We start from the raw sequence: 13552 nt of genomic DNA, 5'->3' as shown, positions 1-13552 counted from the left end.
GATGCCCACCGCACGCGGACTGCACGCCCACGTGCTCGACACCCTGGGCCAGCGGATCGTCGACGGCGACCTGGCCACAGGTGCCGTCGTCCGACCCGAACTGGTGGCCGACGAGTTCGGGGTGTCCCGCTCGGTCGTCCGCGAGGCCCTGCGCGTCCTGCAGTCCCTCGGCCTGGTCGAGCCCCGGCAGCGCGTCGGCACGCTCGTCCGCGACATCACCGCGTGGGAGCTGCTCGCCCCCACCGTGATCCGGTGGCGCGGTACCTCACCGGCGTACTTCGTGCAGCAGCGGGAGCTCGTCGAGCTCCGGCTCGGCGTCGAACCGGTCGCGGCGTCCCTGACCGCCGGCTCCGAGGGCGCGGACGCGGTGCTCGCCGCCGCCGAGGACATGCTCGACGCCTGCGGGCGCGAGGACAGCCGCGCTTACCTGGAGGCCGACGTCCGCTTCCACCGTGCACTGCTCACCGGGTCGGGGAACGCCGTGTTCGCTCACTTCGCCGGCACGGTCGAGGCCCTGCTCCGCACCCGCACGTCGGAGTCGCGCGACCCCATCACGCGCTGGACGCGCGAGGCGGCGCTCCGGCACCAGGCCGTCGGACGCGCAGCGGTCGCCGGCGACGCGGACGCCGCGGCGGCGGCGGCCACCGCGCTGCTCCGCGTGACGCGCGACGAGTTCATCACCGAGGCGCCGGCAGGCTGACCCGGCCACGGCGGTCCGGCGCGACCAGGGGACGGCCTGGAGGCGCGTGCCGGGCCCGCCACGGGCCTCCCGTCCGCCCTGCCCGCGTTCGCCTGCGTGACGCGCGTCGACCGCGTCGGCCGCGTCGGCTCCGTCAGCGTCGTCGCGCGAACAGCCGCGGGCCGCGCAGGCGCAGCCGCATCGTGACGGTGCCGAGCCAGCGGTCGTACTTGTAGCCGACCTTGCCCATCCGGCCGACCTCCTCGAAGCCGAGCCGCTCGTGCAGCCGGATCGACGCCTCGGCCTGGCGGTCCGCGATGACGGCGACGACCTCGCGCACGCCGGCCGACCGGCACTCGTCGAGCAGCGCCTCCATCAGCGCGCGGCCGAGCCCCTTGCCACCGGACGCGGCACCGAGGTAGATCGAGTCCTCGACCACGTGGTTCGAGCGGTCGCGCGGGTTCCACGCGTCGACCAGGGCGTACCCGAGGATCTGCCCGGCGGGGTTCTCCGCCACCAGGAACGGCAGCCGGCGCTTCCGGATGTCGTCGTAGCGCTTCTTCCACGCGGCGTACGTGAACGCCGCCGGGTCGAAGGTCACCGACGAGTTGCGGACGTAGTGCGTGTGGATCTCGCGCACGTGGGGCAGGTCCCCCACCTCGGCCGCTCGGATGCGGTACTCGAAGGCCGTCTCGGTCGCCGCCGGGGCACGCAGGTGTCGCGGCAGGACCCGCCGTCGCTGGTATTCCTCCTCGAGCACGTGCCGAGCCTACTGAGCGGGCAGCGTCCAGTCGACGGGCGGTGCGCCCTGCGACTCGAGCAGCGCGTTCACCTGCGAGAACGGGCGGCTGCCGAAGAACCCGCGCGATGCGCTGAGCGGGCTCGGGTGGGCCGACGCGACGACCGGGGTGTCGCCGAGGAGCGGTCGCACCGATCCGGCCTGGGCACCCCAGAGCACGGCGACGAGCGGGGTGCCACGGGCGACCAGCGCGCGGACGGCCTGGTCGGTCACCGCCTCCCAGCCCTTGCCGCGGTGGCTGCCGGCCTCGCCCGCCTGCACGGTGAGCACCCGGTTGAGCAGCAGGACGCCCTGGTCGGACCAGGCCCGCAGGTCACCGTGCTGCGGCGGGGTCACCCCGAGGTCGTCGGCGAGCTCGCGGTAGATGTTCGCCAGGCTGCGCGGCACCGGACGGACGGCGGGGTCGACCGCGAACGACAGGCCGATCGGGTGGCCGGGCGTCGGGTACGGGTCCTGTCCGACGACCAGCACCTTGACGGCGTCGAACGGGGTCGTGAACGCGCGCAGGACGTCACTGCCGGCGGGGAGGTAGTGGCGACCGGCCGCGGTCTCGTCTCGGAGCCACGCGCCGATCCGGTGCACGTCGGCTTCGACCGGTGCGAGCGCCGTCGCCCAGCCGGGGTCGACCAGGTCGGCGAGCGGCCGTGGTTCCACGTCGGCTACGCGCCCATGGTGGCGACGGCCACCGACTCCTCGCCGGCCATCACGCGCCAGACGCTGCCGGTTCCCCGGACCTCGAGCGCGCCCTCGCCGACGACGAGCGTGGTGTCCTCGTCGATCGCGAGTCCGGCGGTGACGAACTCGGCCTCGGCGCTGGCGATGAGCCGCGCGAGGGTGCCGGCCTGCACCGCGTGCACGTCGATGGTCAGGTCGACCAGGCCGAGGCCCTCGCGGAGCTCGACCTCGTCCAGCCCCTCGGACGCCGCCTCGGGGCAGATCTCGACGCCGCCGATGCGCCAGCCGCCCACCAGGGCACGGTCGGCGGCGATCATCGCACCGGCCGAGTAGCCGAGGTAGGGCAGACCGTCGGAGACGAGCAGCCGGAGCTGGTCGACGAGCGGGGCGATCGCCGCCAGGTAGTCGGGGGTGACACCGCCACCGACCACCAGGGCATCGACGTCGCTCAGCACGGTGGTGTCGAAGACCTGACCGGCCGCGACCTCGGTGACGAGCACCTCGGCCGTGCGCGGGCCGCCGAGGACCTCGGCGATGTCGGCGGTCGATGACGGGCTGCCGCCGTCCGGGCCCGCCACCGAGAGCAGGGCGATGCGCGGGACGCTCCGGCCGACCGCTGCCGAACGGGCGGTGGCCTCGGCGAGGAACGGCGCTGCGGCGTCCGAGGCGGCGAACAGACCGCCGCCGACCAGGTGGATGCTCACGACTCGGCCGTCACGGGGGCGAGGGCGCTCCACGGGAACGTGATCCAGCCGTCGACCCGACGCCAGACGTGGTCGGGCTCGAGGACGGTGCCGGGCTTCGAGTACAGGCAGGCACTCCGGACGTCGGCACCGGCGTTCCGGATGATGTCGACCACCAGGCGCAGGGTGCGGCCGGAGTCCGACACGTCGTCGACGACGAGGACCCGCTTGCCCGCCAGGCTCGGGGCGTCGAGGGCGGGGGCGAGCACGACGGGCTCCTCCAGCCGCTGCTCGACGTCGGTGTAGAACTCGACGTTGATCGAGCCGCACTCCTTGGTGCCGAGCGCGTACGCCACGGCGCCGGCGATGATCAGTCCGCCGCGGGCGACGGCGACGACGACCTCGGGCTCGAAGCCGCTGGACAGGACGTCCTTGGCGAGCAGGCGTGCGGCGTCACCGAACTCCAGCCAGCCGAGTACCTCGGGCCCGCTCGTCACGGTCACGGTGGACGGAGCCGCGGGCTCGGGTTCGCTGCTGATCGGCATCCGACCACGGTACCGGCAGGGAGCCCACGCCCGCGACCCGCGGCCGCCGCCCGGGCGCTGCGCGGGTCCGGCGCGGCCGCCGCCCGGGCGCTGCGCGGGTCCGGCGCGGCCGCCGCCCGGGCGCTGCGCGGGTCCGGCGCGGGCGCCGCGCGGGTCCGGCGCGGGTACTGCGCGGGTCCGGCGCGGGTACTGCGCAGGTCCGGCGTGGGGCCCGCTCAGCGGGGCGTCAGCGGGCCGCGTGCGAGCTTGTGCTGCGCCGACTGCGCCACCGGCCGGATCGTCACGAGGTCGAGGTTCACGTGCGCCGGCAGCTCCACGGCGTGCACGATCGCCTCGGCGACGTCGTCGGCCACGAGCGGCTCCGGCACGTCGTCGTACACCGCGGCGGCCTTCTGCTCGTCCCCGCGGAACCGGGTGAGCGCGAACTCGTCGGTCTTCACCATGCCCGGCGCGATCTCGACGACGCGGATCGGCTCGCCGTTCAGCTCGAGCCGGAGTGCGCCCACCAGGGCGTGCTCGGCGAACTTCGCGGCGTTGTAGCCGCCACCGTTCTCGTACGCGACGAACCCGGCGGTGCTGGTCACCGTGACGATGTCCGCTCCCCCGGACATGCGAGCACGGTCGCGCAGGTGCGGCAGCAGCGCGGAGACGACGCGCTTCGTGCCGATCACGTTGACCTCGAACATGGCGCGCCAGTCGTCGACGTCGGACTCCTCGACACTCGCCGAACCGAACGCCCCACCGGCGTTGTTCACGAGCACGTCGGCACCGCCGAGGTCCGCGACCCGCGCGGCGAGCGCCGCCACGTCGTCGGCGTCCGTGATGTCGGCGACCAGGGTGTCGGCCCCGGTCTCCGCGGCGAGCGCCTCGAGCTTCGCGGCGCGGCGGGCCACGGCGAGCACGTCCCAGCCCCGTGACCGGAACAGCCGGACCGTGGCCGCCCCGATGCCCGAGCTCGCTCCGGTGACGACTGCGCGCCGTGCTGCCATGTGATCTGCCTCCTGCGTCGGTGACCGGGCGCGTGGTGGCCCGGTCCGACCACCGTACCGAGCGGGACGGTTCCGGCACCGCACCGGGCCGTCCAGATCACGATCCGGTAACGTGACCGGCGATGACGACGGATGCCGCCCCTCCCGCCCCCTCGGCCCCGGCGACGCAGCTCGAGCCCGGTCGAGCTCCGCGCCGGATCCCGATGTGGGACACCGCGCGGTTCGTCGCGGTCACGCTCGTGGTCATCGGGCACGCGATCCAGCGGCAGACGCCGGCGAGCGAGCACGCCCTGGCGCTCTACACGTTCATCTACGCGTTCCACATGCCGGCGTTCGGCGTGATCAGCGGGTACTTCTCGTCGGCGGACACCCCGACGGCGAAGCGGATGCGCCGGACGATCACGGACATCGTGGTGCCGTACATCATCATGCAGACGATCTGGACCGTGGTGCAGGGCATCGTCGAGGGCGGCAAGGACTTCAACCCGACGAAGCCGACGTGGACCCTGTGGTTCCTGCTGGCCCTGGGCATCTTCAAGCTGATCCTGCCGTACCTGGCGCAGCTGCGGTGGCCGCTGTTCTGGGCGGTCGTGTTCAGCATCGGCGTCGGCTACTTCGACAACGTCGACTCCACGCTCTCGCTGTCCCGCGCGATCAGCCTGCTGCCGTTCTTCCTGCTCGGGTGGCAGGTCAAGCAGTGGGGCGTCTTCGACCGCTGGTACCAGGCGTCCCGTCGCACGGTCGTCCGGGTGCGGATCGCCGCCGTCGTGGTGTTCGCCGCGTGGGCGGTGTCGTGCGCGGTCTGGATCCCGCAGTTCAAGGAGTTCGACCTGCACCACTGGTTCTTCTACGACGACTCCTACTCGGGGCTCGGCGAGGACGCCTGGTGGGCGGGTGCGGTGCGCTTCGGCCTGATGCTGCTCGCGACCCTGCTGACGGCGTCGTTCCTGGTGCTCATCCCCCGTCGGAGCGTCTGGATCACGCAGTTCGGCGCCGCGACGATGTACGTCTACCTGCTCCACACGTTCGTCCTCTACCCGATCCGGGAGTCCGGCGTGCTGGCCGGCGAGCACTCGGCCTGGCCGTTCGTGCTCCTCATGGTCGTCATCGCCTGCGTCGTGAGCCTTTTCCTGGCGCAGCCCTTCGTGCGGCGCGGGATGCGGTGGCTGCTCGAACCGAAGGTCGACTGGCTGTTCCGCCGCGACGCGTGACATCTCCGCGCAAGCAGTCGTCTTCGCTGCGCTCAGTCGGCAGCGCGCGATGTCGCGGCAGGCCGCGACGGATCCCCCGTGGTCGCCGCCGTCAGCCCCGGGCACCATCCTGGCCGGGAGGCCCGTGGCGCGTCGGGCGGGCGCGTTACGTCCCGAGGCGGGTGCGGTGGTGCGGGCCCGACCACCTGCGTACCGTGACACCCGACGCACAGCCGCGCCGAGCCTCCGGGCCGAGCGCAGGGCGACCCGACGACCAGCCGCACCGGACAGGAGCACCAAGATGACCGAGCACGACGCCGCGAAGTGGCAGTTCGAGACCACCCAGGTCCACGCCGGCGCACAGCCGGACCCGACCACGGGCGCCCGAGCGACGCCGATCTACAAGACGACCTCGTACGTCTTCGCGAACTCGGACGAAGCACGCGACCTGTTCGCGCTCGCCAAGCCGGGCAACATCTACTCCCGGATCATGAACCCGACGAACGACGTCGTCGAGCAGCGGATCGCCGCACTCGAGGGCGGGTCCGGTGCCCTGCTCGTCGCGTCCGGCCAGGCTGCCGAGACCTACGCGGTGCTCAACATCGCGGGGGCGGGTGACCACATCGTGTCGTCGTCGTCGATCTACGGCGGCACGTACAACCTGTTCAAGTACACGCTGGCGAAGCTCGGCATCGAGACGACGTTCGTCGAGGACCAGGACGACCTCGAGGAGTGGCGCCGCGCGGTCCGCCCGAACACGAAGCTGTTCTTCGCCGAGACCATCGGCAACCCGAAGATCAACGTCCTCGACATCACGGGCGTCAGCGACGTGGCCCACGAGTCCGGCGTCCCGCTGATCGTCGACAACACGATCGCGACGCCGTACCTGATCCGTCCGTTCGAGCACGGCGCCGACATCGTGGTGCACTCGGCCACGAAGTTCCTCGGTGGGCACGGCACGGTCATCGGCGGGATCATCGTCGACGGCGGGAAGTTCGCCTGGTCGCAGCACGCCGACCGGTTCCCGGAGTTCAACACGCCCGACCCGTCGTACCACGGTGCGGTCTTCGCCGAGGCCGTCGGCAACGAGCTCGCGTACATCGTGAAGGCCCGCGTGCAGCTGCTCCGCGACCTCGGTGCGTCGAACTCGGCGGACACGGCGTTCGCGCTGCTGCAGGGCATCGAAACCCTGTCGCTCCGCATCGAGCGGCACGTGTCCAACGCGCAGGAGATCGCGGAGTGGCTCGACCAGCACCCCGACGTCGCCACCGTCGCCTACGCCGGCCTGCCGACGTCGCCCTGGTACGCCGCCGCGAACCGGTACGCGCCGAAGGGCGTCGGCGCCGTGCTGTCGTTCGAGCTGAAGGGCGGGGTCACCGCGGGCAAGGCGTTCGTCGACAACCTGCAGCTCTTCTCGCACCTGGCGAACATCGGCGACGTCCGCTCGCTCGTCATCCACCCGGCGTCGACAACGCATTCGCAGCTCACCCCCGAGCAGCAGCTCACCACCGGGGTCACGCCCGGCCTGGTGCGCCTGTCGGTCGGCATCGAGAACATCGCCGACCTGAAGGCCGACCTCGAGGCCGGGCTCGCCGCGGCCCGGGCGATCGCGCAGGAGAGCCAGCGCGCGTAGGGCCCGCGCGGCCTGCTTGCCTGGCTGGCTTCCTGCCTGCCCGGCTGGCTGGCTGGCTGCCGATGCGCATGCATGTTGCGACGTCCCACGTGTCGATCGACGCGTGGGACGTCGCTCGTTGCACACGCATCCGGTTCGTGCGCATGGTGCGACGATCCACGAGTCGAACAACGCGCACGATGTCGGAACGTGCGCACGCACGGAACGGCGAGCGCGGCCCGAAGGCCGGCCACGCGCCGGGCGTGACGTAACACGGCGGCGGCGACCCGCGCCTCCCGGCAGACTGGACGCACGATGGACTGGCAGACGACCCCCGAGGACTCCGTGCCGTCCACCCTGGTGCCCGGCACCGAGCTCGGCACCCTCGGCAAGCCGCCCGTGACCGGTGCCTGGCGTCCCGGTGACCACCCGGGTGCACGCCACTTCGAGTCCCTCGGCGAGCAATGGGTGCGCGGCGGCCGCCTGCCGTCCGTGCGCGTGGCGTACGAGACGTGGGGCACGCTCAACGCCGCCCGTGACAACGCGGTGCTCGTCCTGCACGCGCTGACCGGTGACTCGCACGTCGCGGGTGCCCCCGGCCCGGGCCACCGCACCGCCGGCTGGTGGGGCGACGTCGTCGGGCCCGGGCGGGCGATCGACACCGACCGGTGGTTCGTGATCGCGCCGAACATGCTCGGCGGCTGCCAGGGCACCACCGGGCCGTCGTCGGTGTCGCCCACGGGCGCCGAGTGGGGCGCACGGTTCCCGTTCGTGACGGTGCGCGACCAGGTCGAGGTGCAGGCGCAGCTCGCCGACCGGCTCGGCATCGAGTCCTTCGCGGCCGTCGTCGGCGGGTCGATGGGCGGCATGCACGCCCTCGAGTTCGCGGTCTCGCACCCCGCGCGCGTGCAGCGGCTGGCGGTCCTCGCGTCGACGGCGCAGACCACCGCGGACCAGATCGCGGCGAACTCGCTGCAGCGGGCGGCGATCCAGATGGACCCGGCGTTCGCCGGCGGCGACTACTTCGAGGCCGAGGCCGGCGAGGGACCGCACCGAGGCCTGTCGCTGGCCCGACGGATGGCGCTCATGACGTACCGCGCGTCGGACGAGCTGAACAGCCGCTTTGCGCGGTCCTGGCAGAGCGACGTCTCCCCGCTCGGCGACGACGGCCGGTTCTCGGTGGAAAGCTACCTCGACTTCCACGGCAACAAGTTCACGCGGCGGTTCGACGCCTCGAGCTACGTCACGCTGACGTACGCGATGGACTCGCACGACGTCGGTGCCGGTCGCGGCGGGGTGTCGGCCGCCCTCGGGCTGGTGACCGCACGGACCCTGGTGGTGGGGATCTCGAGCGACCGGCTGTTCCCCGTCGAGGACCAGCACCGGATCGCCGCGGGCGTGCCGGACGCGCTCGACGGGGACACCGCAGCGGTGATCGAGAGCGAGTTCGGACACGACGGGTTCCTCATCGAGCACGAGCAGGTCGGGGCGCACCTGCGGCGGTTGCTGGAGTCCTGAGCGGGCCCTGCCGCCACCGCGGCGCGCCGAAGACCCCCCAACGGGTGGCGCGCGTGGAATGATGGCGTGGAGCCCGGCACTGACCGACGCTCGGTTTCCCGCACCACCCAGATCGTCACCAACCAGGACATCGATGGACTTCATCGCACAGGAACGCGACCGCTTGCTGCGGTCGGCGACCCGTGTCGTGGGCATCGTCTGCGCGCTCGTCAGCGTCGTGGGCATCCTCTCCGCCGCCGCCGTGCCCACGCCGCCCCTCATCGGCGCACTCCTCTGCATCGCCGCGATGATCACCGCCCTCGTGTGCTTCGGTCGCGGCGGCGAGGTGTGGTGGACCGCCGCCATCGTCGTCGCCGGGCTCGCCACGATGGTGCTGCTCTTCACCGGCGTCGAGGACTCGGCCAGACCCCTGGTCGCCAGCGCCGTCATGCCCCTGGCCGCCGGCGGGCTCTCGGCACCGCTGATGGCACAGCGCGGGCACCCGGTCGGTCTCGGCATCACCATCGCCGGGGGCGGTGCCGTCGTGGTGCTCATGGTGTGGGGGTCGGGCTCGCTCCTGTCGACCCCGGTCAGCGGCGCACTGCTCGGGTGGATCCTGATGGCCTTCGTGGCGATCTGGATCTCGCGCAGCATCCCCCGCGTCGCCCGCCGCATCTACAGCATCGGCACCGCCCACCGCGCCGAACGGCAGGCCAGCGAGACCGAGGCGCAGCGCCGCCAGGGTGCCCGCCTGCTGCACGACACCGTGCTCGCGACCCTGACGCTGCTGGCGCACTCCGGCGTCGGCGTCTCCGAGCAGGCGATGCGCGAGCAGGCCGCCGAGGACGCCCGACTGCTGCGGCACCTGCGCCTCGGTGCGACCCCGCAGCCCTCGCAGTCCGGTGACTACTCGCTCACCCGCGAAGAGGAGTCACCGCTCGGGCAGACCCTCGAGTCGGTCAAGCAGCGCTTCGGCCGGATGGGGCTCGAGGTCAGCTGGCACGGCACCGGGCAGGTCCTGCTGCCGTCGAACGTGCTCGACGCGTTCCTGCTCGCGCTCGGCGAGTGCCTCGAGAACGTCCGTCGGCACGCCGGCGTCGGCGAGGCCCACGTCACGATCGTCCACGACAACGAGGTCGTCCGCGCGATGGTCACCGACTCCGGCGTCGGCTTCGACCTCACCACCGTCAGTGCCGAGCGACTCGGCTTCAAGGAGAGCGTCGTGAACCGCCTGCGCGAGGTCGGCGGCGACGCGAAGCTCTTCTCCGCGCCGGGCTCCGGCACCACCGTCGTCCTGGAGGCACCGCGATGACCCGGGTCCCCGAGGACACCATCGGCCGCCGTCTGCCCGGCGAGACCGCACCACCAGCACCCCGCACCCGCCGCGAGGCACGCGAGCGGTACCGGACGAGCGAACGTCGCCAGGCCCGAGGGCTCCCGTCGACGTCCACCGGTGCCCGGTCCCTGCGGCAGGCCGCGAAGCCCGGCGCCTCGCTCGGTGCCGGCTACCTCGGCCTCGGCGCCGCGGTCCTCACCGCGATCGAGGCCGTCGCCGGCATCGCGTTCTTCCTGGTGCGCTGGAACGAGTACTCCGACCCGTGGTTGCCCGCCGTCGCCTGGGGGCTCTACGTCGTCGCCGCCGTCGGGGTCGGACTCAGTGTCCTGACCTACGGCGAACGACTGACGGGTCCGGCCTTCGCGTTGATCTGCGTCGTGCTGGCCTGCGTCGTCACGCTCGACTTCATCGGCATCTGGCCCGAGCACGACATCGCGCACACCGCCACGGCGTCGATGGCCGCGGGCTTCGCGCTGCTGCCGATCGCCACGCTCCGACCCGCCCGCGAGGTCGCCGTCGCCATCGGCGTGCTCGGCATCGCGTTCATCGTCATGGCGGTCGCGTCGACGCCGATCACCAACGACACCATGCCCGGCATCGTGTCCCTGCTGTCGCTCGTCGTCGTGCCACCGGCGCTCGCGCTGTACGTCGTGCAGCGGTTCCGGCAGCTCGTGCAGCGCGAGCTCGACCGGGTGCTCGTGCAGAGCAACGTGCAGGCACCGCAGTTCGCCGTCGGCATGCTCGCCTCGGACGAGCTCGCCCGGCTCGACCTGGCCGCCGAGAAGCTGCTCGACGCCGTCGCGAACGGCACCGACCCGCTGCCGTTGTCCGACGCCTCGAGCTCCGTCGCCGCGTCACTCGCCACCGAGCTCCGCCTGCACCTGATCGAGGGCCGTCGCGAGACCTGGCTGTACCACGCCATCACCGAGTCCGACCACCTCGGTCGCTCGGTGAGCGTCGCCGACCCGACGGCCCTGGCGGGGCACCTCTCCCCCGCCCAGCGCGACGGGCTGCTGCAGGCCATCTGGCAGATGGTCGGCGACGGCCGCACCGCCCAGCCCGGCATGCCCGTCGTCTCCGTCACGCTCGGCCCGATCGGCTCCGACGGCCATCCGGTCAGCGACGACACCATGGACGTGCCCGTCGTCATCGAGTCCCGCGGGGTGCCCCGGCGCAGCCTCGGCCCGACGGCCTGGAGTGCCCTGCAGCGCATCGGCCCGTACACCGAGACCGTCCGTGACGGCGCGCTGCACATCGTCGCGCACTGCGTCGTGAACCGACATCCGTCGATGTAGCCGCCGGACACCCGCACGCCTGACCGACTTCCGGCCCGGATCCTCCTAGGATCGGCCGAGCAATCCGCACCGAGAAAGGACGCCAGCATGGCGACTCCAGAGGAACCGATCCGACTCGCACTGGTCGACGACCACAGGATGCTCCTCGGCGCGCTCACGGAGTGGATCCGGAACGCGGCCGACGACATCACCCTGGTGGCCGCCGTCACGACCTGGCCCGAGCTCCTGACGAGCCCGGCGTTCCCGGTCGACGTGGTGCTGCTGGACCTGGACCTCAAGGACTCCATCCCGGTGTCGCTGAAGATCTCGACGCTCAAGACCGCGGGCGTCAAGACCGTCGTGATGAGCACGTACTCGGAGCCGAACGTCGTGCGCGAGGCCCTCGGTGCCGGCGCCCTCGGGTACCTCGTCAAGAGCGAGGACGCCGACATGATCGTCGAGGCGATCCGCTCCGCCCAGCGCGGCGAGCAGTACGTCTCGGCCGAGCTCGACCTCGCCATCAACAGCGGCGACGTCGGCGGTGTGCCGAAGCTCAGCGCGCAGGAGCGTCGCGTGATGGCCCTGTACGGCGGTGGTGAGCCCGTCAAGAGCGTCGCCTACCAGCTCGGCATCTCCGAGGAGACGGCGAAGAGCTACCTCAAGCGCATCCGCGAGAAGTACCGCGTCGCCGGCTTCGACGTGGGCACGAAGGTGGCGCTCCGGAAGCGTGCGATCACCGACGGCATCATCGTGCAGGACGGCAGCCCCCTGGGGCTCTAGCGCGCGTGGCGCGTTGCGCTTCGTGAGCAGCAATGGTCGGGTCCCGTCACGGGACCCGACCATTGCTGCTCACCATGTGCGGTGGCCGCACCACACGACGGACGGGAGGCCCGTGGCGGCGTCGCCACGGGCCTCCCGTCCGGTGGGTGGGTGCGTGCGTGCGTGCACCCCGCGTGTCAGGCCGTCGGGACCGGTGCGGTGATCGGGCCGGTGGACGGTGACGAGGAGCGGACCGCGGCACGACGGGTGCTCCGCCGCTCGACCGCGTAGCTGACCATCGTCACCAGGACGCCGAGCAGCGCCAGGCCGATGCCGAGCCAGCCCGGTGCGAGGAACCCGAAGCCGGCGGCGATGACCGCGCCGCCCAGGGCCGCGCCGATCGAGTTGCCGATGTTGAACGCCGAGTGGTTCAGCGCCGCCGCGATCGTGCGGGCATCCCCGGCGACGTCCATCAGGCGCGACTGCACCGCCGGCGGGATCGCCGACGAGGTCGCCCCGAGCAGGAACGCGCCGAGCAACATGCCCCAGAGCCACTGCGCCGTCAGGACGGTGATGAGCAGGGCGCCGATGAGCGCGAACATGCCGACGTAGATCGTGCGCTTCACGCTGTGGTCGGCCAGGTGTCCGCCGAGCACCCCGCCGACGACCATGCCGATGCCCACGACGACGAGCACGATCGGCACGAACGACTCGGGCATCCCGGTGACGTTCTGCACGAGCGGCGAGATGTACGAGTACACCGCGAAGAACCCGCCGAACCCGACGGCGCCGAGGCCCATGACGATCCACACCTGCGGCACGCGGAACGCCCGGAGCTCACGGCCGATCGTGGCGTGCTCGTCGCGGGCGCTCTTCGGCACGAAGGCCGCGACGGCCAGGAACGTCAGGGCGAACAGCGCGGCGACGACGCCGTAGGCGACCCGCCACCCGGCCACCTGTCCGACCCACGTGATCGCCGGCACCCCGACGACGTTCGCGACCGACAGGCCGAGCAGCACCATCGCGATGCCCTTGCCGCGCTTGCCCGGGCCCATCATGTCCCCGGCGACGATCGACGCGATGCCGAAGTAGGCACCGTGCGGCAGACCCGCGACGAAGCGGGCGACGAGCACCAGACCGAACGAGGGCAGCAGCGCGCTCGCGATCGTCGCGACGACGAACCCGACGAGCAGCACGAGGATCAGGCCCTTGCGCGGGAACCGGGCGGACATCGCCGCGATGGTCGGCGCACCGACGACGACCCCGAGGGCGTACGCGCTGACGAGCCAGCCGGCGTGGGCGATCCCGGCGTCGGGGTCGATGCCGTACTGCTCGGGGAGCAGGGCCTGCGCGATGTTCGGCAGCAGGCCCATCGCGACGAACTCGGTCGAGCCGATGGCGAAGCCGCCGAGGGCGAGCGAGATGAGCGCGAGGGTGCGACGCGCAGGCGTGAGCTGTGACATGGGGCCTGTTCTCGTGCGGGCGGAGCGGGACGACGGTGCAGCACCCCACCG

The 13552-nt window shown here is 72.4% G+C and carries 13 protein-coding genes; 7 read left to right on the top strand and 6 right to left on the bottom strand.

Annotated elements, in window-relative coordinates; translation table 11 throughout:
* The first annotated feature begins 1 nt into the window (after window position 1).
* Window positions 2-700: a FadR/GntR family transcriptional regulator gene (locus DEJ00_RS02710; RefSeq protein ID WP_181440069.1), complete on the top strand. Its 699-nt coding sequence runs from the start codon at window positions 2-4 to the stop codon at window positions 698-700.
* Between the two features lie 133 nt (window positions 701-833).
* Here DEJ00_RS02710 and DEJ00_RS02705 read toward each other — a convergent pair whose 3' ends face one another.
* The 5 genes from DEJ00_RS02705 to DEJ00_RS02685 form a co-directional block, all read right to left on the bottom strand.
* Window positions 834-1439 (bottom strand): GNAT family N-acetyltransferase, encoded by a 606-nt coding sequence (locus tag DEJ00_RS02705; protein WP_027465815.1) that lies wholly within the window; start codon window positions 1437-1439, stop codon window positions 834-836.
* A 9-nt stretch (window positions 1440-1448) separates the two neighbouring features.
* Window positions 1449-2132, bottom strand: coding sequence for a uracil-DNA glycosylase (locus DEJ00_RS02700; RefSeq protein WP_111056350.1), 684 nt, complete (start codon window positions 2130-2132; stop codon window positions 1449-1451).
* A 5-nt stretch (window positions 2133-2137) separates the two neighbouring features.
* Window positions 2138-2857: a Type 1 glutamine amidotransferase-like domain-containing protein gene (locus DEJ00_RS02695; RefSeq protein WP_111056349.1), complete on the bottom strand. Its 720-nt coding sequence runs from the start codon at window positions 2855-2857 to the stop codon at window positions 2138-2140.
* Entirely contained in the window at window positions 2854-3381 is a 528-nt protein-coding gene (locus DEJ00_RS02690) for a phosphoribosyltransferase (protein WP_051596753.1), read from the bottom strand. The genes DEJ00_RS02695 and DEJ00_RS02690 overlap by 4 nt, the downstream gene beginning before the upstream one ends.
* Window positions 3382-3596: 215 nt before the next feature.
* Window positions 3597-4370 (bottom strand): SDR family oxidoreductase, encoded by a 774-nt coding sequence (locus DEJ00_RS02685; protein WP_111056348.1) that lies wholly within the window; start codon window positions 4368-4370, stop codon window positions 3597-3599.
* A 122-nt stretch (window positions 4371-4492) separates the two neighbouring features.
* Here DEJ00_RS02685 and DEJ00_RS02680 point away from each other — a divergent pair, with 122 nt between their 5' ends.
* The 6 genes from DEJ00_RS02680 to DEJ00_RS02655 all read left to right on the top strand — a co-directional run bounded on the left by DEJ00_RS02680 (window position 4493) and on the right by DEJ00_RS02655 (window position 12059).
* Window positions 4493-5581, top strand: coding sequence for an acyltransferase family protein (locus tag DEJ00_RS02680; protein WP_111056347.1), 1089 nt, complete (start codon window positions 4493-4495; stop codon window positions 5579-5581).
* A 280-nt stretch (window positions 5582-5861) separates the two neighbouring features.
* Entirely contained in the window at window positions 5862-7193 is a 1332-nt protein-coding gene (locus DEJ00_RS02675; protein WP_071244821.1) for a bifunctional o-acetylhomoserine/o-acetylserine sulfhydrylase, read from the top strand.
* 294 nt (window positions 7194-7487) lie between these two features.
* Window positions 7488-8690 carry a homoserine O-acetyltransferase gene (locus DEJ00_RS02670; RefSeq protein WP_111056346.1) on the top strand — a complete coding sequence of 401 codons (1203 nt, stop codon included), beginning with the start codon at window positions 7488-7490 and terminating at the stop codon, window positions 8688-8690.
* Window positions 8691-8823: 133 nt separating this feature from the next.
* A complete protein-coding gene (locus DEJ00_RS02665; protein WP_111056345.1) occupies window positions 8824-9981 on the top strand; it encodes an ATP-binding protein in 1158 nt (385 codons plus the stop codon).
* Window positions 9978-11300, top strand: a complete 1323-nt coding sequence (locus DEJ00_RS02660) for a hypothetical protein (protein ID WP_111056344.1) — start codon at window positions 9978-9980, stop codon at window positions 11298-11300. The genes DEJ00_RS02665 and DEJ00_RS02660 overlap by 4 nt, the downstream gene beginning before the upstream one ends.
* Window positions 11301-11387: 87 nt before the next feature.
* Window positions 11388-12059 (top strand): response regulator transcription factor, encoded by a 672-nt coding sequence (locus DEJ00_RS02655; protein ID WP_017888182.1) that lies wholly within the window; start codon window positions 11388-11390, stop codon window positions 12057-12059.
* Window positions 12060-12235: 176 nt separating this feature from the next.
* On the opposite strand, the gene DEJ00_RS02650 is transcribed toward DEJ00_RS02655, so the two are convergent.
* Window positions 12236-13501 carry an MFS transporter gene (locus tag DEJ00_RS02650; protein ID WP_071404571.1) on the bottom strand — a complete coding sequence of 422 codons (1266 nt, stop codon included), beginning with the start codon at window positions 13499-13501 and terminating at the stop codon, window positions 12236-12238.
* Between the last annotated feature and the right edge of the window lie 51 nt (window positions 13502-13552).

Origin of the sequence: Curtobacterium sp. MCLR17_039, from assembly GCF_003234745.1 — a bacterium.
Taxonomy (GTDB): domain Bacteria; phylum Actinomycetota; class Actinomycetes; order Actinomycetales; family Microbacteriaceae; genus Curtobacterium; species Curtobacterium flaccumfaciens.
The sequence above is the reverse complement of the archived record's forward strand: the minus strand, read 5'-3'. Positions and strand labels throughout refer to the sequence as shown.